Here is a 22,824-nt window from a genome sequence, read left to right as displayed (position 1 = left end):
CGTGAACGCGAGGGCGCCCCGACCGATGTGCTCGGTCGGGGCGCGTCCTATTTCCCGTCGGCGGTCTTGACCGCTTCGAGGGCCTTCATGATGCGTTTGTCGGACACCGGGTAGGCGGTCCGCAGTTCCTGGGCGAACAGGCTGACGCGGTACTCCTCCAGCATCCAGCCCAGTTCCACCACGTCGGGGTCCTCGGCACGACCCGCCTTGAGAACCCCTCGGACCTTGGTCACGGCCTGGCGCATCTGTTCGACCTTGGCCATGTTGACCTGATCGCGGCGCGGGTTCTCCGCGAGTTTGCCCAGCCGGTACTCGATGCCCCGCAGGTAGCGGTGCAGATCGTCCAGGCGGGAGAGTCCGGCCCGGGTGATGAACCCGTCCCCGACCAGACCGGCGAGCTGCCCCTGGACGTCGTTGAGCGAGGGCAGCACCGCCAGGGAGGTGGTCCCCTTGATCTTCTTGGACACCTTGCGCCACAGGACCAGGACCCGGGCGACCTTGTCGAGGACCTCGGCGAGGGTATCGCCCAGGTCGGCCCGGATCCGGTCGGCGAGCCGGGCGAAGTCCTCGCCGTTCCACACCGGCCCTCCCTCACGGGTGAGCAGGTGGTCGACGGCCGCGGCCTCGGCGTCGGCCAGCATCTTCTTGATCGAACCGTGCGGGTTGTCGGCCAGGGCGAGCTTGTCCGGGTTGTTCAGCCCCTTGCTCACGACCGTCGCCGGGGACGGGATCGTGAGCATGAGCAGGCGACGGGTGCCCGCGCGCATGGCGGCGCGCTGTTCCGGGCGGGTGTCGAAGATACGGATGGCGACGCTCTCGCCCTCGTCCACCAGCGCCGGATAGCCCTTGACCTTGGGACCGAGCGCCTTGCGCTCCAGGGTCCGTTCGAGGGGCCCGAAGTCCCAGGAGGTGATGCCCTTGCGCTCCACGCCCTTGGCCTCGGTGGCGATGGCCTCCCGCAGCCGGGGCTTGAGCGCGGCGCGCAGCCCTTCGAGGTCCTTGGACTCGGCGAGGGTGCGCTTGCGATCGTCCACCGCGCGGAAGGTGATGCGCAGGTGGTCGGGGACCCGATCGAGCTGGAAGTCCTCCGCGCGGACGCGCTCCCCGTAGGCCATGCGGGTGAGTTCGGCGGCCAGGGCCTCGGTGAGGGAGCCCTCGTACGGGACCAGTGCTCCCCGGGCCCGGGCCGCGTGGTCCGGGACGGGCACGAAGTTGCGCCGCAGCGGCTTGGGCAGCGAACGGATCATCGCGGTGATGAGTTCGTCGCGCAGACCGGGGATCTGCCAGTCGAAGCCGGTGTTCTCCACCTGGTTGAGGAACTTGACCGGGATGTGCGCGGTGACCCCGTCCGAGTCGCTGCCCGGCTCGAACTGGTAGGTGAGGGGGAAGACGAACGAACCCTGACGCCACGTGTCCGGGTAGTCGTCCTCGCTGACCACGTCCACACCGTCGTTGATGAGCTCCTCACGGGTGAAGTCGAGGAGCTTCGGGTCGGCGCGGTGGGCCTTCTTCCACCAGGAGTCGAAGTGGGCGGCCGAGATCGCCGACTCGTCGACGCGACGGTCGTAGAAGTCGAAGAGGGTGTCGTCGTCCACGACGATGTCACGGCGTCGGGCCCGGTGTTCCAGGTCCTCCACCTCGTCGAGGAGTCTGCGGTTCTCGTGGAAGAAGCGGTGGCGGGTCTCCCAGTCGCCCTCGACGAGGGCACGCCGGATGAAGAGCTCACGGGAGAGCTCGGGGTCGATCCGGCCGTAGGAGACCTTGCGCTGGACCACGATCGGCACCCCGTACAGGGTGACCCGTTCGAAGGCCATGACGGCGCCGCGTTTACGTTCCCAGTGCGGCTCGCTGTAGGAGCGCTTGACGATGTCCGCGCCGAGCTCCTCGGCCCACTCGGGCTCGATCCTGGCGACCATGCGACCCCAGAGCTTGGAGGTCTCCACCAGTTCGGCGGCCATCACGTAGCGCGGTTGCTTCTTGAACAGGGCCGATCCGGGGAAGATCGCGAAGCGCGCCCCTCGTCCGCCCAGGTACTCGTGCTTCTCCGGGTCCTTCAGACCGACGTGGGAGAGCAGACCGGCCAACAGCGACATGTGGACGGCGCGCGGGTCGGCGGCCTCCTCGCGCAGGGGCGGCACCTCGATGTCCATCTGCCGCAGGACCTGCTTGAGCTGGGAGTGGATGTCCTGCCACTCACGGACGCGCAGATAGTTCAGGAACTCCTCACGGCATTCCTTGCGGAACCGGTTGCCGGACAGCTCGCGCTGCCGTTCGCGCAGATGGTTCCAGAGGTTGAGGAAGGCCAGGAAGTCCGATTCCTTGTCGACGAACCGGGCGTGGGCCTGTTGGGCCTGTTGCTGCTTCTCGGTGGGGCGCTCGCGCGGATCCTGGATGGACAGCGCCGAGGTGATGACCATGACCTCGGCCAGACAGTCGCGCTTCTCGGCCTCCAGGACCATACGGCCCAGGCGAGGGTCGATGGGCAACTGGGCCAGGCGGCGACCCGTCGGGGTGAGGCGGCGCTTCCGCCCCTGCCCGCCCGCGGGTTCGGGGTGCAGGGCCCCCAGTTCGGTGAGGAGGTTGACGCCGTCCTTGATCTGACGGTGGTCGGGGCCGTCCACGAACGGGAAGGCGGCGACGTCGCCCAGCCCGAGGGAGGCCATCTGGAGGATGACCGAGGCCAGGTTGGTGCGCAGGATCTCGGGGTCGGTGTACTCCGGGCGGGAGAGGAAGTCCTCCTCGGAGTACAGCCGGATGCAGATGCCCTCGGACACACGACCACAGCGGCCCTTGCGCTGGTTGGCCGAGGCCTGGGAGATCGCCTCGATCGGCAGCCGCTGCACCTTGGTGCGATGGGAGTAGCGGGAGATGCGCGCGGTGCCCGGGTCGATGACGTACTTGATGCCCGGCACCGTCAACGAGGTCTCGGCGACGTTGGTGGCCAGGACGATGCGGCGTCCTCCGTGCGAGGACCAGACGCGCCGCTGCTCGGCCACCGACAGGCGGGCGTAGAGGGGGAGGATCTCGGTGCCGCGGAGTCTCTTCTTCTCCAGGGCCTCGGCGGTGTCGCGGATCTCGCGTTCCCCGCTGAGGAAGACCAGGATGTCGCCGGGGGCCTCCCCCGACAGCTCGTCGACGGCCTCGAGGATGGCCTGGGTCTGGTCCTTGTCGGTGCCCCCGCCCGGGTTCTTCTCGTCCGGGTCGAGGATCTCGTCGGTGATCGGCCGGTAGCGGACCTCGACGGGGTAGGTGCGCCCGGAGACCTCGACGATGGGGGCGTCGTCGAAGTGGCGGGAGAACCGTTCGGGGTCGATGGTGGCCGAGGTGATGATCACCTTGAGGTCGGGACGCTTGGGCAGGAGCTGCTTGAGGTACCCGAGCAGGAAGTCGATGTTGAGGCTGCGTTCGTGCGCCTCGTCGATGATGAGGGTGTCGTACTGGCGCAGCATCCGGTCGTGCTGGATCTCGGCGAGCAGGATGCCGTCGGTCATCAGCTTGACGAGGGTGTTGTCGCCGGAGGAGTCGGTGAAGCGGACCTTGTAGCCGACCGTCTCGCCCAGGGGGGTGCCGATCTCGTCGGCGATGCGCTCGGCGACCGTGCGGGCGGCCAGCCGACGCGGCTGGGTGTGACCGACCGTGCCCATGACGCCGCGGCCCAGCTCCAGACAGATCTTGGGGAGCTGGGTGGTCTTTCCCGAGCCGGTCTCACCGGCGACGATGACGACCTGATGGTCGCGGATCGCCTCGGCGATGTCCTCGCGGCGGGCGCTGACCGGCAGCGCCTCGGGGTAGTGGAGTTCGGGGACGGACTCACGACGCGACTCGACGCGGACCCGCGCTCGGTCGATGTCCTCGGCGATGTCGTTCCGCACGGAGGCGCGGCGGCGCTCGTCGCGGATCTTGGCCAGTCCGTCGATACGTCGACGGAGCCGGTGACGGTCCGCGGGCATGAGGCCCCGCAACCGGGAGCGGAGAGGATCCGCGTCGGAGGAGGATGTGTGCGCGGACGAGCGCGCGGGCGTGGTGGTGCTCATCAGTACTCAAGGTTAAGAGGGACCGCAACCGGTTTTCCCGGTGGGCGGGCCGACACGGGGCCGGCCGGTGGAGCCGGACGGCGCGGGCGGCTCCGGGCCGGGGGCGGCCCCCGGGCGCACCTCGTTGAGAACGCCTCCGAGGGACGGTTTGTTCCGAGGAGAGGCCTCACCGAGAACGGGGCCTCTCGGTGTCGACACCGAGAGGCCCCGCGGGGAGAGACGTCATGTCCGGGGCACGTCCAGGGCCCGGACCGGGCTCAGCCCCGGTCGCCGCCGAGGACCTCCTCCACCGCGACGGCGGAGGCCGCCGCGTGCTCCTCCAGCATGGTGAAGTGGTCGCCGGGCACGTCGACCCGGGTGTGCTCTCCGGGCCAGACCCAGTCCATCGCCAACTTCGCCCCGGTGGAGGTCACCACCGGACTGGTGGGTCGTAGCTGGACCGTGCCGGGCACGGTCATGCTCGGCCGCCAGTCGGCGAAGAGGTCGAGGTAGGCGCCCATGGCGGTGAGCCTCGTGGTGTCCATGAGCTCGAACTCACTGGCCCGCTCGGTGACGAACTCGGTGACCAGCGGCAGGAGTTCGGCGTCCCCGGGGTAGGCCGTGTCGAGCAGGATCAGGCCGGTGGCGGGGGTCCCCCTCCTGACCAGTTCCTCGGCGACCGCGTGCGCGGCCCATCCCCCCGAGGAGCGGCCGACCAGGACGAACGGGCGTCCTCCGGCGGCCTCCAGGGTGGCCTCCGTCTGCAACCGGACGAAGGTGTCCAGGTCGGTGGGGAGGGGTTCTCCGGGAAGATAGCCGGGAGCGGACAGGGAGTACAGGTCGCGTCGGCCGTGCCAGGTGGTGGCGAACCGGGAGAACTCCTGGGGTCCCGAGGTCATCACCAGCGACGGGTGGCAGATCAGCACGGGCTCACGTTCCCCCGACGCCAGGGCGGTGGCCCGGACCACCGGGGCGTCCCGGTCGGTGAAGACCTTCCGCGCCCTCGACGCCGTCACGGCCAGACTCATCGCGTCCTGGTGACGCCCCGACTCGCAGGCCTCCAGGAAGAGGCCGACGATGCTGCCGTTGCCCTCCGTCTCCTCCGGAGCCGACGACGGGGCGTCGGTGACGTCCTCGCTCATCCGCTCGTCGACGTACTCGGCCAGGGAACGGGGCGACCGGTACTGGAACACCAGGGAGGAGCGCAGGTGGGTCCCGCTGAGCTCTTGGAGGTGATTCCGGAGTTCGACCGCCGTGAGCGAATCGAACCCGGACTCCAGGAAGTCCCGGTCTGCTCCGAAACCCTCTCGATGACCGAGGATCTCGGCGGCCCGCTCGCCGATCAGACGGGTGAACAGTTCCCTGCGCTCCGTGCCGGGGCGGGCGGCGCGCACCCGTTCGGCGGTGTCGTGCCCGACCGTCCCCCCGGCTCCGTCGGCGGGCATCGTCACCAGCCCTCGAAGGATCGCGGGGATCGAGCCCCCGGTGGCCGCCCGTCCCCGGAGCCCGGCCAGGTCGAGCGGGAGCGGGATCACGTGGGCGTGTCCGGTGGCCAGGGCCGCGTCCAGCAGAGCGCGTCCCTCGTCCTCCTCGATGGCCTCCATACCCCACACGCGGGACATGCGCGCGGTCGTGACCTCGTCCAGCTCCTCCCACACCTGGCTTCCATCGCCCCAACGCCCCCAGGCCAGCGACTGCGCCGGAAGACCCTGTTCACGGCGGTGCCGCGCCAGGACGTCCAGGTAGGAGTTGGCCGCGGCGTAGGCGGACTGTCCGGCGTTGCCGAGCACACCGGCGGCGGAGGAGAACAGGACGAAGGCGTCCAGGTCGAGGTCGGCGGTCAGCCTGTGGAGGTTCCACGCGCCTTGGACCTTGGGACGGAGCACCCGCTCCATGGTCTCCTCGGTCAGACCGGCGACCGTCGCGTCGTCGATCCGGGCCGCCCCGTGCACCACCGCGGTGAGCGGGTGCTCCTCCGGGACACCGGCCAGGACCTCCGCGAGACGGTCCTCGTCGGCGACGTCGCAGGCCTCGATCCGCACACGCGCTCCGAGGACCTCCAGCTCGGCGACGAGTTCACGTGCGCCGGGGGTCTCGATCCCCTTGCGTCCGAGCAGGAGCAGTTCCCGGACACCGTGACGGATCACGAGATGGCGTGCGAACAGCACGCCGAGTCGGCCGACCCCTCCGGTGATCATCACCGTGCCGCCCGGGCGGAAGCGGGTGGACTGCTCCAGGACGATCTTTCCGACGTTCCGTCCCTGCTGCATGACCCGGAAGGCCTCGACCGCGTTCTCGATCGGATGGCGGGTGATCGGGATGGCGGGCAGGGCCCCGCTCTCCCAGAGCGGCACCAGCGCGTCGAAGGCGCGCTGGATCCGGTCGGGGCCCAGCTCCAGCACGTTGAAGGCGCGGTACCGGACTCCGTCGTGTTCGGCCGCGATCCGTTCGGGGTCGCGCAGCTCGTTGCGTCCCAGTTCGGCGAAGCGCCCTCCGGGCCTCAGCAGTCGCAGGGAGGCGTCGATCGCCTCACCGGTGAGGGAGTTGAGCACCACGTCCACGCCGCCGGCCACCGCGCGGAACCGTTCCTCGAAGTCGAGGTCGCGGGAGCCGGAGATCTCGTCCTCGCCGAGCCCGGCCTCCCTGAGCAGGTCCCACTTCTCCGGGCTGGCGGTCGCCAGGACGCGCACGCCCAGGTGACGGGCGATGCCCAGGGCCGCCAGACCGACGCCGCCGGCCGCCGAGTGGACGAGCAGGGTCTCCCCCGTCCTCAGGTCGGCCTCCTCGACCAGCGCGAGGTAGGCGGTCAGGTAGACGACCGGGAGCGCCGCCGCGTCGGCGTGGTCCCATCCCTCGGGGACCTTCGTCAGATAGCGGTGGTCGGCGACCGCGACCGGCCCGAACGCCCCCGGGAACAGCCCCATGACCCGGTCGCCGGGGACCATGCCCTCGACGTCCGGTCCGACCTCCAGGACCACACCGGATCCCTCGTTGCCGATGTTGCCCGGCTCGGGATACATCCCCACGCACATCAGGACGTCGCGGAAGTTGACTCCGGCGGCCCGTACCGCCACGCGGATCTCCCGGGGTTCCAGGGCCCGCCACTGGTCCGGGTCGGGGACGGCGTCGATGCCGTCGACGACCCCTCCGCCCTCGGTACGCAGGCGCCAGGAGGGCTCGCGGATCGGCAGGGTGAAGCCCTCCCCCTCCGGCTCGGTCTCGGCCAGGCGCGGCGCGTACAGTAGGCCGCCCCGGGCGGCCAGACGCGGCTCGCCGGCCCCGACCGCCTCGGCCACGAGGGACGTGGTGGTCCGGTCGGTGTCCAGCAGGAGGAATCGGCCCGGGTGTTCGGTGTCGGCGGAGGCCACCAGACCCCATACCGCTCCGCCCACGGGGTTGGCGCGCGGGGCCTCGTCGTCGTCCGTCGGATGGACGGCGCCCCGGGTGAGGACGAGGAACCTCGTCGCGGCGAGACGTTCGTCGTCCAGCCATCCTCGCAGGGTCGCCAGGGTACGGCGCAGTTCGGAGAGGACCCGGGCGGGTTCGACGCCCTCGTCCACCCCCGCCTCCCAGAGGATCAGTTCGGGGGCGGCCGCTCCACCGTCCAGCTCGGCCCTCAGAGCCTGGAGGTCACGGTGGTGGGGCACCCCGTCCAGGGGCTCTCCACCGAGTAGGACCCATCGGCCCGGTTCGGGAACGGTCGTGCCCTCCCGCGGGCCCATGGGCCCCTCCCACACCTGCCGGAAGAGCGCCCCGTTCCCGGTGTCCCGGTCCGCAGGGGCCTCGCGCACGGTCAGTTCGTCCACCGACAGCAGGGGCGTGCCCTCGGGGTCGGTGACCAGGACCCGGTAGACGTCGGGGCCGGTCTCCGTGAGCTCGACCCGCGCGCGGGAGGGGGTGGCGGTGGCGTGCAGACGGACCCCGCTCCACCCGAAGGGCATCAGCCGGCGGGCACGGGAGCCGTCGAACAGGTGACGCAGCATGAGCGCCTGCAACCCGGCGTCCAGCAAGGCCGGGTGGGGGCCCGCCATGGCGTGGGCGTCCGAGGGCGGCGTGTCCAGGGCGATCTCGGCCCACACCCGTTCGGAGTCGGCCCACGCCTTCCGAAGGCCGCGGAAGGACTCGCCGTAGTGGATCCCCTGGGTCTCGAAGAAGGCGTAGGCGTCCTGCGCGGGCAGGGGCCGGGCCTCCGGTCCGGGGAGCGTCGCCGCGATCGGTTCGGCGCCGGTGGCGGGTGCGAGTCCGCCTTCGGCGTGCACGGTCCACGTCCGGCCGTCGGCGGAGGCGGACAGGACACGCACCCCGCGTCGGCCCCGAACGTCGGGCCCGTCGACGACGACCTGGACCGCGGTCCCGTCCTCGTCCAGTTCCAAGGGGGTGTGCAGGGTCAGGTCGGCGATCTCCGGGCCGTCGCAGAGTCGACCGGCGTGCAGGAGCATCTCCACGGTCGCGCAGCCGGCGAGCAGGACACGGCCCGACAGGCCGTGGTCGGCCAGCCAGGTGGTCCTGGCGGGATCCAGGGAGCCGGTCAGCAGGACCTGCCCCGTGCCCGCCACCGGGACGCGCGCCCCGAGGAGGGGGTGGTCCGCGCTCTGGAGCCCCAGGGCCTCGGGGTCGGCCGTTCCCTTGGGGGTCTCGATCCAGTACCGCTCGTGTTGGAAGGGGTAGGTGGGAAGTTCGGCCGGCGTCGGGGCCTTCTCCTCGTCCCCGAGGACTCGACCCCAGTCGATGTCGACACCGACGCAGTGCGCCTCGGCCAGGGCCTTGGCGAAGCGTTCCGCGGAGTCCTCTCCCCGTCGGAGCGTGTGCACGACCGGCCGGTCGGCATTCCCCGTCGCCTCCAGTGTCTGCCTGATCGGTACGGAGAGGACCGGGTGCGGACCGATCTCGACGAACGCGTCGGTCCGTTCCACCAGACGGCGGATCACCGGTTCCAGGAGCACACCGTGCCTCAGGTTGCGGTACCAGTAATCGGCGTCGAGGGAGGCTCCGTCCAGAGGCCGCTCCTCCGGCTCGTCCCCCGGTTCCAGGGTGGGTCGGGGCGCCACCGTGGAGTAGAAGGGCACGTCGCCCGCCCGCGGAGCGATACCGGCGAGACCGGAACGCATACGGTCCTCGACCCGGTCCACCAGGGAGCAGTGCGATGTGTAGTCCACGTCGAAGGCGCGCGCGTGTTCGCCGTGGTGTTCGCACCATTCGACGAACTCGGCGATCGCGCCCCCTTCCCCGGTGACCACCGTCGATTCCGGACCGTTGGCCCCGGCCACGCCGATCCGGTCGCCCCAGGGCGCCACCAGTTCGGCGGTCCGACCGGCTCCGAGGGAGACCACCGCGGCCCCGCCCTCTCCGGCCAGTTCGCGCAGGACACCGCTACGGCACGTGGCGACCCGGGCCCCGTCCTCCAGGGAGAGGATGCCGGCCGCGCAGGCGGCGGCCACCTCGCCCTGCGAGTGACCGACCACGGCGGCGGGTTCCACGCCCGCCGCCCGCCACAGGCGTGACAGGGACACCAGGACCGCCCACGACGCGGGTTGCAGCACCTCGACCCGGGACCCCTCGCCGAGCAGCGGAGGCGCCCCCGGCTCTCCCCGAAGGACGGCCTTCAAGGACCAGTCGACGTACGGCTCCAGGGCGCGTTCGCACTCCTCGATGGACTCGGCGAAGAGCGGCGAGGCGTCGAGCAGCTCCTTCGCCATACCCTCCCACTGGCCTCCATGACCGGGAAAGACGAACACGGGACGGCCACGCCCCTTCCGGGGGACGCGACCGGTGACCACCCGTTCCGAGGACTCTCCGGCCGCGAGGGCGCGAAGCCCCTCGAACAACCGTTCCTCGTCACCGCCGACCACCGCGGCCCGCTGGGAGAAGTGGGGGCGCGCGGTCGCCAGGGTCCGCGCGGCGCCGGAGACGACCGAACGGTCGGCCCCCTCCAGGCTCGTGCGCAGTCGGTCGGCCTGTTCGGTCAGGGCCCCGTCACCGCGGGCGGACAGCGGCCACACGCGACCGCCCCGGATCAGCGGGGGCCGCGGGGGCGCGGGCTCCGCGTCCTCGTTCGTGGGCGCCTCCTCGACGATCAGGTGCGCGTTGGTGCCGCTGATCCCGAACGAGGAGATCCCGGCCCGGCGCGGACGCTCGCCGCGAGGCCACGACACCGGCTCGTTCAGTACTCGGACCGGCCCCGAGGACCAGTCCACCAAGGGGGAGGGCTCGTCGGCGTGCAGGGTGCGGGGGAGCCTCTCGTGCTCCAGGGCCGACACCATCTTGATGACGGACGCCACGCCCGCCGCGGCCTGGGTGTGGCCCAGGTTCGACTTCACCGACCCGAGCCACAGCGGGTCCGGGGTCCGCCTCCGGGAGTACACCTCCAGCAGGGCCCCGGCCTCGATCGGGTCGCCCAGACGCGTCCCGGTGCCGTGGGCCTCGATCACGTCGATGTCGTCGACGGTCAGGGCCGCGTCGGCGAGGGCCTCGCGCAGGACCCGTACCTGGGCCCGGCCGTTCGGCGCGGTCAGCCCGTTGGAGGCCCCGTCCTGGTTCACGGCTCCGCCTCGGACGACGGCGAGGACCCGGTGACCGTTGCGGACGGCGTCCGAGAGCCGTTCCAGCACGACGACGGCGGCCCCCTCACCGAAGCCGGTTCCGTCGGCCCCCTCACCGAAGGCCTTGCAGCGACCGTCCGGGGAGAGCGCGCCCTGTTTCGCGGACTCGGTGAACAGGCTCGGACCGGTCAGGACCGTCGCGCCTCCGGCCAGCGCGAGGGAGCACTCGCCCCGTCGTAGGGCACGAGCCGCCAGGTGGATGGCCACGAGGGAGGAGGAACAGGCCGTGTCCACGGTCAACGCGGGGCCGTGGAGCCCCAGGGTGTAGGCGATCCGGCCCGAGGCCACGCTGGGGGCCGTTCCGGCCATCAGGTACCCCTCGGCTCCCGGGGGGACGGGGTGGGTCCCGGAGGTCAGGGCTCCGGCGTAGTCGACCATGCTGATGCCGGTGAACACGCCGGTGGGGCTCTCGCTCAAGGAGTCCGGGTCGATACCGGCGCGTTCGAGGGCCTCCCAGGTCACCTCCAGCATCAGCCGTTGCTGCGGGTCCATCGCCTCCGCCTCTCGGGAGGAGATCCCGAAGAACCCGGCGTCGAAGCCCGCGGCGTCCCTGAGGAAACCGCCCCTCCGGGACATGCCCGGGCGCCCGAGCATGTCGTCGAGGTTCCACCCCCGGTCGGTCGGCAGTCCCCCGATCACCTCCTCTCCGGCGTCGAGCAGGTCCCAGAGGGCGTCGGGGGTGTCCGTGCCGCCGGGCAGGCGGCATCCCGTCCCCACGATCGCGATCGGCTCGGAGTCCCGCTCCTTGAGCGTGTCGAGCTCCGAGCGCGTTCGGCGCAGGTCGGTCGTGACCCGTTTGAGGTAGTCGAGGAGCCGGGCGTCGTCGGTCATTGCTTCTGCCTCACCGCTTCGTCTTCCCGCGCGCTGGTGGCCAGGCACGGGGGTTCGCGTTGGATGGTGGTCTCGGGCGCCCGCGAGCGGGACCGGGAGCGCCCTGGGGGCGTCCCGGCCCATGTCCTCGCCGTCGCGGGGTCGGGGTCAGTCGCTCAGCGTCTCGTCGATGAGGGCGAAGAGCTCCTCTCGGGACGCCGACTCGACCTCTCGGTCGGTGGCGGTGGGACGTGATTCCTCGGGGGACCAGCGGCGCAGCAGGTCGCGAAGGCGTTCGACCACGGCCTCCCGCCCTTCCCCCGAACCGTCGTACTCGCCCATGGCCGACTCCAGACCGTCGAGCCGCTCCATCACCACCTGCTCGGAGTCCCCGAACATCCGTTCCTCGACCGTACGGCCCAGGGCCTCACAGGTGGGATGGTCGAAGGCGAGCGCGGCTGGCAGGGGCAGGCCGGTCAGGCCGGCGAGCCTGCCGCGGAGCATGACCGCCGCGGCCGAGTCCATCCCCAGATCCTTCAGGTTCCGGTCCACCTCCACCTCCTCCCCGCTTCCGTGACCGAGGATCACGGCCACCTGGTCACGAACGAGCGCGATGAGGGCCTGCTCCCGGTCCGGGCGGCCGAGCTCCGAGAGCCGGTCGCGCAGACGCCCGGGGCCCGAGGCGGACCCGTCGGTGTCCCCGCCCCGACCTTCGTGGGGGTCGATCCCCTCGATGAGCGGACTCGGACGAGCCGCGGTGAAGGCCGCACGGAACCTCGGCCAGTCGATGTCGGCGACGGCGAGCGCCGTGAGATCGCGTTCGAGCACCCGGTCCAGGGCGCCCACCGCGCGTCGGGGGTCCATCGGGGGCAGACCGTGTCCGCGCAGGAGTTCGGCCACGACCTCGTCGTCCGCCATCCCGGCCCCCGCCCAGGTGCCCCAGGCGATGGAGGTCGCGGGCAGGCCCAGCCCCCTGCGGTAGTGGGCGAACGCCTCACAGAAGGTGTTGCCCGGGGCGTAGTTGCCCTGCCCCGTCACCCCGAAGACCGCCGCCACCGAGGAGAACAGGACGAAGGTCGACAGGTCGTGGTCCCGGGTCAGGAGGTGCAGGTTCACGGCACCGTCCGCCTTGGCCCGAAGGGCTCGGCCGATCTGTTCGGGGCCGAGGTCGTCGAGGGAGGCGTCGTCGAGCGCCGCGGCCGTATGGAAGACCGCGGTGAGAGGGGCCTCCTCCGGGATCTCCTCCAGGACGGCGGCCAGGGCGGAACGGTCGGCCACGTCGCAGGCGACGAGGCTCACCCGGGCCCCCGCGGCCCTCAACTCGGCCAAGAGCTCCTCGCTCCCCGGAGCGTCCTTCCCCCTCCGGCTCAGCAGGAGCAGGTGTTCGGCCCCCCGTTCGGCGAGTCGGCGCGCCGTATGCGCTCCGAGTCCCCCGGTACCACCGGTGACGAGCACGGTTCCCGAGGGGGAGCCGTCACGGACCGCGGGGGTCCGGTCGAGCGGGGCGTGCACGAGGCGACGGACGAGGACGTTCCTCTCCCGAATCGCGAGCTGGTCCTCCTCGGGTGCGACCCCGCCGCGCAGAACCGCCCCGAGGGTCTCTCCCGCGCCCGACTCCTCCACGGAGGGCAGGTCGACGAGACCGCCCCAACGGTCGGTGTGCTCTTGGGCCGCGACCCGGCCCAGGCCCCAGATCAGAGCGGCCCCGGGATCGACCACCCGAGCGCCGCCGGCCGCGACCGCGCCCCGGGTGACGCACCACAGGGGAAGCGAGGTTCCGAGGTCGCCGAGCCCTTGGAGGAGGGCGACCGCGGTCCGATGGTCCCGGGAGAGGGACGGGGTCGAGGGTCCGTCGTCGGGCCCCGTCGACGTGGCGACCAGGGCGACCCCGGTCAGTGGGCCGATCTCCGCCTCGACCCGGGCGACGGACTCCGCCGTCCCGGCCCGGTCCGCCCCGTCCGGGACCGGGAGGACCCGGACCCGGTGTCCGTGTCCTTCGAGGTCGAGGACGCACTCCTTGAGGGCCGGGTCCCCCTCCTCCGAGGCGAACAGCAGCCAGGCTCCGGTGGAGGCCGCACGACCCTCGCCTGTGGCGCGGACCCATTCCTCTTGGTAGGTCGACGCGTCGAGGTGGCGTTCCCCGGGTTCCTCCCCGACCGGAGAGGACGTGGCGGCGCCGGTCTCGACGACGACGCGTCCCTCGTTCGGCGGGTTCATCCAGTAACGACGGCGCTGGAAGGGGTAGGTGGGCAGGTCACCGAGGAGCCGCCCCTCGGGCAACAGCGCCCCCCAGCCCACCTCGACGCCGCGGGTGTACAGGGCCGCGAGCCCCTCGACGAAAAGGACCTCCTCGGAGCGGCTCCGTCCGAACAGGGAGGTGACCTCCGCCCCCTCGGCGACCGGGCAGGACATCACCATGGAACCGAGGGAACCGTCCGGACCCACCTCGACGAACTCGGTGACCCCGGCCTCGCTCAGATACGCGACGCCGTCGCCGAAGCGGACCGCCTCGCGCACGTGGCGCGCCCAGTAGTCGCCTTCGAGGATCTCGTCCCCGGCCCGGCCACCGGACAGGTTCGACACCAGCGGGATCCGAGGCCGCTGGTAGGAGACCTGGTCGGCGGCCCGCGCGAAGGGGGCGAGGACGGGGTCCATGAGTGCCGAGTGGAAGGCGCGGCGCACGGGCAGACGGCGGGTGCGGCGTCCTCGGTCGGAGAACGCCCCGGCCACGGTGAGCACGGCGTCCTCCTCTCCGGACAGCACCACGCCTTCGGGAGAGTTGACGGCCGCGAGGGAGACGACCCCCTCGACGTCCTCCAGGGCTCGGCGGACCTCCTCCTCCCCCGCTTGGACCGCGACCATGACCCCGCCTTCGGGCAGGGCCTGCATGATGCGGCCGCGCGCGGCGACCAGGGTGACGGCGTCCTCCAGGGAGAACGCTCCGGCCACGTACGCGGCCGCCAGTTCGCCGATGGAGTGTCCGATCACGTAGTCGGGTGTCAGGCCCGCCGACTCCAACAGGCGGGTGAGCGCGACCTCGAAGGCGAACACGCCCGCCTGGGTGTAGAGGGTCTCGTCGAGCAGGTCCGCCTCCGGAGTGCCGGGTTCGGCCCACATGACCGAACGCAGCGGCCTCTCCAGGTGGCGGTCGAAGGCGTCGACGACCTCGTCCAGGGCCGTGGCGAAGACCGGATACCTCCGGTGCAGCTCACGCCCCATACCGACGCGTTGGGCCCCTTGGCCGGAGTAGACGAACGCCGTCACCCCGCCCTGGGCCGACCGACCGGACACCACCCGGGTGTCGGGGGTCCCGGAGGCGAAGGCGTCGAGTGCGTCGGACAGGGTGTCCCGGCCGTCGGCCAGGACGATCGCCCGGTGCTCCATACGCGAACGCCCCACGGCCAGGGTGCGCGCGAGGGAGACCGTCGCCGCGTGCTCTCCGCCGTCGGCCAGGTACGAACGCAGACGCAGGGCCTGTTCCCGCAGGGCCGCTTCGGTGCGGGCAGAGAGCGCGAAGGGCAGGAGCGCGCTCCCGCCCGTGCGCTCGTCCGCGGGGTCGTCCTCGACGACCGCCTCGACGATCGCGTGGGCGTTGGTGCCGCTGATCCCGAAGGAGGAGACCCCCATGCGGGCGGGACGGTCGTCCCCGGTCAGCGGGTGGGAGGTAGAGGCCACGCGGACCGTGCCCCGGCCCCAGTCCACATGCGGTGTAGGGGTGTCGGCGTGCAGGGTGGGCGGCATGACGCCGGCCCGCAACGCGCACACGGCCTTGATGAGCCCGTTGATCCCCGCGGCGGCCTGGGTGTGACCGATGTTGGACTTGAGAGAACCGAGGAGCAGGGGACGTTCGCGGTCGACGCCGTAGGATTCGATGAGCGCCTGGGCCTCGATGGGGTCGCCCAGGGTGGTACCGGTGCCGTGCGCCTCCACTGCGTCCACGTCCGTCGGGCCGAGCCCCGCGTCCTCCAGGGCCGACCGGACCACCCGTACCTGGGCCGGCCCGCTGGGCGCGGTCAGCCCGTTGGAGGCCCCGTCCTGATTGATGGCGCTGCCGCGCAGCAGGGCCAGTACGCGATGCCCGTTGCGGCGGGCGTCGGAGAGCCGTTCCAGTACCACCACACCGGCGCCTTCGGAGAAACCGGTGCCGTCGGCCCCTTCCCCGAAGGCCTTGCAGCGACCGTCCGCGGACAGTCCCCGCTTACGGGTGAACTCGGCGAGCAGCCCGGCGGTGCCCATGACGGTGGCTCCTCCGGCCAGGGCCAGCGTGCACTCGCCCTCGCGCAGGGCGCGCATCGCCAGATGGACCGCGACCAGTGAGGAGGAACAGGCCGTGTCGACGCTCAGGGCCGGTCCCTCCAACCCCAACAGGTAGGCGATCCGCCCCGAGGCGACGCTGGGCGTGGTCCCCGTGAGCAGGTGACCGTCCTCGGGCCCCTCCGACATGCGCGGGCCGTACTCGGCCGCGGTGACGCCCATGTAGACGCCGGTCGCGGTCCCGGCCAGGGACGAGGGGTCGATCCCGGAGCGCTCCAGAGCCTCCCACGACACCTCCAGCAGCTGTCGCTGCTGGGGTTCCATGGCGGCCGCCTCCTTGGGGGAGATCCCGAAGAAGGCGGCGTCGAAGTCCGCGGCCCCGTCGAGGAAACCGCCCCGGTCGGTGGCGGACGACGGCGTGGATCCATCGTGCCCCGAAAGGGAGTCCAGGTCCCAGCCCCGGTCACGAGGCAGGGGGGAGAGCGCCTCGCGTCCCTCGGACACGAGCCGCCACAACGCCTCGGGAGAGTCGACGCCCCCGGGGGTCCGGCACCCCATGCCGACGATCGCGATCGGGTCGGACCGGGTGTCCAACTCACGGTTGCGGTCGCGTAGGCGCGCGTTCTCCTTCAACGCCGACCTCAGCGCTGTGACGAGCTTGGCGCTCTGGTCGCTATCGGTGGCCATCGGCGGTCTCCTGTTCACCGTCGGGAAGATGGTCCGCCCCCAGGGCGAGATCCAGCAGATCGTCCACGTCCATGTCATCGATGTCGTCGACATCGTGATCGACGTCCGCGCTCGGATTCCGCGTGGGCCCGGTGGCGGTCCCCTTCGTGGGGGCCGATGTTCCCTCGGCGCGCTGCGTGTCCCCGAGGGCGACCAGACCGGCGAGCAGTCGGGCCAGGGCCCGAGGGTTGGGGTGATCGAACACGGCGGTCGCGGTCAGTCGGGCACCGACCTCCCCCGAGAGGCGGTTGCGCAGTTCGACCGCGCCCATCGAATCCAGCCCCAGATCGCGGAAGGACCGGTCGGCCGGGACCGCGGCGACCCCGGCGTGACCGAGGACCTCCGCGGTGTGCGCCCGCACCCTGCCCAGGAGCACGCGTTCGCGCTCTCCCTCGGACAGGGAGGCCAGCCGTTCGGGCGACGCCTTCGGCTCCGTCGAGGGGGTGGGCGGAGGCGGGGCCACGACGGGACGTGTCGGCTCGGCAGGCGGCCCGGATCGGCCCTTGCGCGTCCGGCGGGCACCGCCGCGCGGAGGTCCGCCGCGGCCGGAGGTCGTACCGACCCCGGGCAGGAACGGATGTTCGGGGGCGTCGTCCTTGTTCACCAGGGCCGGAACGTACACATCGGATTCCAGGTACAGCGCCGCGTCCAGCTTGGCGAGCGCCCGGTCCGGCGGCATCGGGGCGAGCACGCCCCCGTCCCAGGGGTTCTCCGAGGACGGTCCGAGCCCGCCCCACCGGCCCCAGGCCAGAGAGGTCGCCGGAAGACCGCGCTCACGCCGATGGTGGGCGAGCGAGTCGGAGAAGGCGTCGGCGGCGGCCGAGTGGTGCCTCCCGGGTGCGCCCAGCACCCCTCCGGCAGAGGAGAACAGGACGAAGGAGCCGAGCTCCCGGTCGAGGGTGAGCTCGTGCAGGTTCCAGAGGGCGTTCACCCGGTTCCTCAGCGCCGCCACACCGTCGATCGGTTCGGACTCGTCGAGTACGGCGTCCTCCGTGTGGACGACGGCCCCCAACGGACGCTCCAATCCGTCCAAGAGCCGGGACAGGGCCTCCCGGTCGGCCACGTCGCAGGCCTTGACCTCGACCTCGGCCCCCAGAGAGCGGAGTTCGCCGGTGCGGCCGTCCTGACCGGGCGCGGCGGCGCCGCCCGGCCCGACGAGGGTCAGATGGCGCACACCGTATCCGGCGACCAGGTGACGGGCCGTCCGGTGTCCGATCTCCCCCGTCCCCCCGGTGACCAGGACGGTCGCCCCTGCCGGAAACGGTTCGGGGAAGGTCAGCACGGTGCGGCCCACGTGGTCTCCACGCCGCAGGGCCTCCAGGGCCTCACGGGCGTCGTGCACGTCGTAGACGGTGACCGGCAGAGGGCGCAGGGTTCCGGCCTCGAACAGCTCCGTGACCCGGGTGAGCACCGTGGCCACCCGGTCGGGGCAGACCTCGGCCAGGTCGAGCGGATGGTAGCCCCGCCCCGGGTGGGCCGCGGCCACCTCGGCCTCCGAGCGCACATCGGTGACACCCAGTTCGACCAGACGACCGCCCACTCCGGCCCCGTCCGCGGGCGATCGCAACAGTCGCAGCGAGGCGTCGACGAACCGACCCGTCAGGGAGTTGAGGACCACGTCGAGCCCGCGGTCGCCGTTGGCGGCGCGCAACCGGTCCTCGAAGTCCAGGTCGCGTGAGGAGGCCAGGTTCTCCGGCGGGACTCCGTACTCCTCCGGCAGCGCCCACTTGTGCGGGGCGGCCGTGCCGAAGACCCGGGCACCCATGTAGCGGGCCAGTTGGACCGCGGCCAGACCCACCCCGCCGGCGGCCGAGTGCACCAGGACGCTCTCGCCCGGTCGGACCCCGGCCACGTCCACCAGGGCGTGGTAGGCGATCAGGAAGGACAGCGGTACCGAGGCGGCCTGTTCCAGGTCCCATCCTTCGGGGACCCGCACCAGGGCGCGCCGATCGGCGATCGCCAGCGGTCCCAGCGCTCCGCGGAACACCCCCATGACACGGTCTCCGGGGGCCAGGTCGGTGACGTCGGCGGCGGTCTCCACGACCACGCCGGCCCCTTCCAGCCCCATCCGTTCGTCGAGCAGCCCCAGCCCGACCGCGACGTCACGCTGGCCGACCCCGGCCGCGCGGACGGAGATCCGCACCTGACCCGCGTCGAGTCGGGCGGTCGCCTCGGGGGCGGCCGTCAGGATCGGTCCTCGCGCGGAGCCGGAGGGGTCGGGCCCCAGGCGCCAGGCGGCGGAGGGCGGGACCGGACGATCCGGTTCGCACGCCGGGGCCAGACGGGGCGCGAGGGCGGCCCCCGAACGCAGCGCCAACTGCGGACGTCCCGTGCTCACCGCGTCGACCAGGACGCGGTGGGAGTCCTCCGAACCGTCGGAGTCCACCAGGACCACGCGGCCGGGATGTTCGCGCTGGATGGAGCGGATCACGCCCCAGACGGGGGCTGCGGCCGGCCCGCCCAGGCGGTCCTCCCCCGAGGTCACCACGGCACGCCAGGTGATCAGGACCAGGCGGGAGTCCACGGTGCGCGGGTCGGTCAGCCACTCCCGCACCGTCGCCAACGCCGCCTCGACCCCCTCGCTCACCGCGTCGGGCACCGGCTCGTGCTCGGCGTAGACCTCGCGGGCGGGCAGCTCGGCGTAGACCGTGTCGGGCACCGGTCCGCCTCCGGCCAGGTCGGCCGGGGAGACCAGTCCCACCGGCATCCGACCGTCGCTCTCGGGCAGGGAGAGCGGTTCCCAGAACAGGCGGTACAGGCCGGGCTCCTCCCCCTGGGGAGGGGGCAGGGTCTCGCTCTCCAGCGACCGCAGCCGTACCTGTTCGGCCTCCAGCAGCGGGGTGCCCGAGCGGTCCGTGACGGTGACCCGATAGCGATCGGGGCCCACCGGTTCCAGGGCCACCCGCGCCTCGGTCGGGACCGAGGCCGAGAGGACCCGGACCCCGCGCCATTCCACGGGGACCAGGGGCGGCCCCTCGGTGCGCGGTCCGAAGAGGAGTACCGCGTGCAGGGAGGTGTCGAGCAGCAGGGAGCGGGTGACGGAGGACGGCAGGCCGTGCCCGGAGGGCAGGACCACCCGGGCCAGCAGGGTGTCGCCTAGACGCCAGACCTCGCGCAGTCCCCGGTTCAGGGGCCCGTGCGTGTGACCGCGTCGGGCCAGCCGCCCATAGGCCTCGTCCGGGTCGAGGTCGACCGTCACCGCTTCCGGAGGCGGCCAGGCCGCGGGCTCGGCGATCTCCCTCCGGGCCCGGTCCGGGGCCAGGGTGCCGAGGGCGTGGTGGACCCACTCCCCGTCCGCGGTCCCTCGCGAGTGCACCTCGACCTGGCGCGTTCCGTTCTCCGCCGCCGCGCCCACGGTCACCTGCACGTGGGTGGTGCGGTCTCCGGAGGAGAGCAGCACCGGTTCGGTCAGGTCCAGCCCTTCCACGGCGCCGGTGCCCACCACGTCTCCCGCGTGCAGGGCCAGCTCCAGCACCGCCGTTCCCGAGAGGACCGTGCGACCGAGCATCCCGTGATCGCGGACCCACGGCTGATGGGCCTCGTCGATCCGCCCGGAGAACACGGTGCGGCCGTCGACCAGTTCCACCCCCTGATCGGGCAGGAGGTCGTCGGAGCGGCCGGAGGCCCCCTCCGGGCGCCGCGCCGGTGTGCGCGGCCAGTGGCGCTCACGCTGGAACCGGTAGGTGGGCAGATCGGTACGGCGGGCCCCGGTCCCCTCGAAGAGGCCGGCCCAGTCCACGTCCACCCCCGCGGTGAAGGCGTGGGCGGCCGCCGTCAGCAGACGGGCCTGATCGCCCTCGCCGCGACGCAACGTCTCCAGGACCCGTCCCCGGATCCCCTGTTCGGCCAGCGTCCGTCGGATCCCGTAGGAGAGCACCGGATGCGGTCCCACCTCCAGGAAGGTCCGGTATCCGGCTCCGGCCAGCGCGGCCACCGCCGGGGCGAACAGCACCGGTTCGCGTAGCCCCGAGTACCAGTAGGAGGCGTCCAGATCCGGGGAGTCCTCGCCCAGTTCACGACCGGTGAGGGTCGAGTAGAAGGGCACCTTGGGGCGCCGCCATCGCACCCGCCCCAGGTAGGAGAACAGGCGTGCGCGGATGCGCTCCACCTGGGCCGAGTGGGACGCGTAGTCGACGTCCACCATCGACCCGTGCAACCCCTGGTCCACGCAGCGGCGCACCGCCTCGCGCACCGAGTCGGGGTCGCCGGAGACCACGACGGCGTTCGGTCCGTTGATGGCGGCCAGGTACAGGTCGGGGAGGCTCTCCGTGAGGGTCTCGGCCTCGATCGCGGACATCCCCAGGGAGGCCATCGCGCCGCTGCCGCCCAGCCCGGTCAGGGCCCGCCCCCGCAGGGCCATGACACGCGCCGCCTCCTCCAGGGTCAGGGCTCCGGCGACACAGGCGGCCGCGAGTTCTCCCTGGGAATGGCCGACCACCGCGGCCGGACGGACGCCCAGCGTCTCCCATACCCGGGCCAGGGACACCATGACCGCCCACAGGGTCGGTTGCACGACGTCCACCCGGGCCCCCTCCCCCATGAGGGCCGGGGCCTGAGGGTCACCGCGCAGCACCGCCGTCAACGACCAGTCCACGTGGGGTTCCAGAGCGCGTTCGCACGCGCGGATCCGCTGCGCGAAGGCTCGGGCGAGCACACCGTCGCCGGCCAGCAGATCACGTCCCATCTCGGCCCACTGGCCGCCCTGGCCGGGGAAGACCAGCACCGGCCCCGGCGTGTCGGCGTCCATGGGGGTCTGCCCCTCGGGCAGGACCGACTCCAGTTCCCGTGTGCTCCCCTCCCCAGAGGCGAACACCACGGCCCGATGTTCGAAGACGTCCCGTGTGATGGCCAGGGACAGCCCCACGTCCTGGGCCCGGGTCCCCTTCCGGGAGGAGACGTGCGCGTGCAGGGCGGAGGCCTGTTCGCGCAGGGCCGTCTCCGAACGGGCCGACAGTACCCACGGGACCGGATCGAGGGCTCGCGCGCCCGATCCCCCGTTGTCCACCGTGCCCTGTTCGGGGAGCGGTGCCGGGCCCAACACCATGTGACAGTTGGTCCCGCCCATGGCGAAGGCCGACACCCCCGCCAAGGGCGCGTGGCCCGGCCAGGGCTCGCGCCGGGTCTGGACCGAGAGCCGCAGGGCCTCCAGGTCGATGTCGGGGTTGGGCTCGACGAAGTTGAGGGAGGGCGGCAACGTCTGATGGTCCAGGCTCAGTACCGTCTTGACCAGACCGACGATGCCGGCCGCGCCCTCCAGGTGTCCGACGTTGGTCTTGGCCGACCCCACACGCAGGGGGTCGGGACGTTCCTTGGAGAAGACCGATCCCAGGGCCCTGGCCTCCACGGGGTCCCCGGCCGGGGTACCGGTGCCGTGCAGCTCCACGTAGCCGACCCGGTCGGGACGTTGGCCGGCGTTCTCGTAGGCGGCCCGGATGACGGCCTCCTGGCCGGCCGCGGTGGGTCGTGTGAGGTATTCGCCCGCGCCCGAGTGATTGACCGCGCCTCCGTGGACGACCGCGTGCACGCGGTCCCCGTCGGCCAAGGCCCGGGAGAGCGGTTTGAGCAGGACGACGGCCCCGCCCTCGCCTCGTACGTAGCCGTTGGCCCGGGAGTCGAAGGTGTGGCAGCGCGCGTCGGGGGACAGACCACCGAAACGGGCCACCGCCTCGGTGCTCTCCGGGACGAGGATGAGGCTGACCCCGCCGGCCAGCGCCAACTCCGATTCCCCCCGACGCAGGCTTTCCACGGCCATGTGCACGCCGACCAGGGATGAGGCCTGTCCGGCGTCGATGGTCAGGCTGGGGCCGCGCAGTCCCATGGTGTGGGAGAGACGGTTGGCGATCAGACTCCGGTGGGTTCCGGTGAGGGTGTGCCGGGTGATCGCGTCGGCACCGCCCCGGTCCTGGAGCAGATGGTGATCGGAGCCGATCGCACCGACGAACACGCCCACCCTGCTGCCGCGCAGGGTGCCCGGCGCGACCCGGGCGTTCTCCACCGCCTCCCAGCCCAGTTCGAGCATGAGGCGTTGTTGGGGGTCGGTCGCCACCGCCTCGCGCGGGGAGAGCCCGAAGAAGGGTGCGTCGAAACCGGCCACGTCGTCGAGGTATCCGCCCCAGTCGTGTCCGCGTTCGGGCGAGAGCGTCCCCAGTCTCTCGGGAGGAGCGGAGATGGCCTCGCGTCCCTCCGAGAGCAATCGCCAGAAGGCCTCCGGCTCCGGCGCTCCGGGGAGCCTACAGGCCAGGCCGACCACGGCGACGGGTTGCCAGGTATCAGGGGATACGGCCCCGTCCGCTGCGCCACTCACGATCGCTGCCTTTCACTCTCGGCCGTCCCGTCGTCCCCGCCGCGGTGTCCCATCCGGCGGACAGAACATGCTTATGCCCGTGCATCTGCACAGACCAGGGTCTTTGGGCCATGGATTC

4 protein-coding genes are annotated in these 22,824 nt (G+C 72.2%); all 4 read right to left on the bottom strand.

The features are described from left to right. Positions 1-47 precede the first annotated feature (47 nt). On the bottom strand, positions 48-4,034 hold the full coding sequence (hrpA, locus tag U9J66_RS17485; protein WP_042284131.1) for an ATP-dependent RNA helicase HrpA: 3,987 nt from the start codon (positions 4,032-4,034) through the stop codon (positions 48-50). Between the two features lie 257 nt (positions 4,035-4,291). Beyond that, complete coding sequence (locus tag U9J66_RS17480; protein ID WP_326338169.1) at positions 4,292-11,443, bottom strand: SDR family NAD(P)-dependent oxidoreductase; 7,152 nt, start codon at positions 11,441-11,443, stop codon at positions 4,292-4,294. Positions 11,444-11,590: 147 nt separating this feature from the next. Then, positions 11,591-16,363 carry a type I polyketide synthase gene (locus tag U9J66_RS17475; RefSeq protein WP_326338168.1) on the bottom strand — a complete coding sequence of 1,591 codons (4,773 nt, stop codon included), beginning with the start codon at positions 16,361-16,363 and terminating at the stop codon, positions 11,591-11,593. Beyond that, positions 16,350-22,706 (bottom strand): type I polyketide synthase, encoded by a 6,357-nt coding sequence (locus tag U9J66_RS17470; protein WP_442789858.1) that lies wholly within the window; start codon positions 22,704-22,706, stop codon positions 16,350-16,352. The genes U9J66_RS17475 and U9J66_RS17470 overlap by 14 nt, the downstream gene beginning before the upstream one ends. Between the last annotated feature and the right edge of the window lie 118 nt (positions 22,707-22,824).

The organism is Nocardiopsis sp. LDBS1602 (genome assembly GCF_035818715.1).
GTDB classification, from domain to species: domain Bacteria; phylum Actinomycetota; class Actinomycetes; order Streptosporangiales; family Streptosporangiaceae; genus Nocardiopsis; species Nocardiopsis alba.
Note: the sequence above shows the minus strand (reverse complement) of the source record. Positions and strands in the feature narration are given on the sequence as shown.

What these genes read in the sequence shown, in the direction of transcription:
- hrpA (WP_042284131.1), bottom strand. Translation starts at nt 4,034, where the DNA reads ATGAGCACCACCACGCCCGCGCGCTCGTCCGCGCACACATCCTCCTCC.
- U9J66_RS17480 (WP_326338169.1), bottom strand. Translation starts at nt 11,443, where the DNA reads ATGACCGACGACGCCCGGCTCCTCGACTACCTCAAACGGGTCACGACC.
- U9J66_RS17475 (WP_326338168.1), bottom strand. Translation starts at nt 16,363, where the DNA reads ATGGCCACCGATAGCGACCAGAGCGCCAAGCTCGTCACAGCGCTGAGG.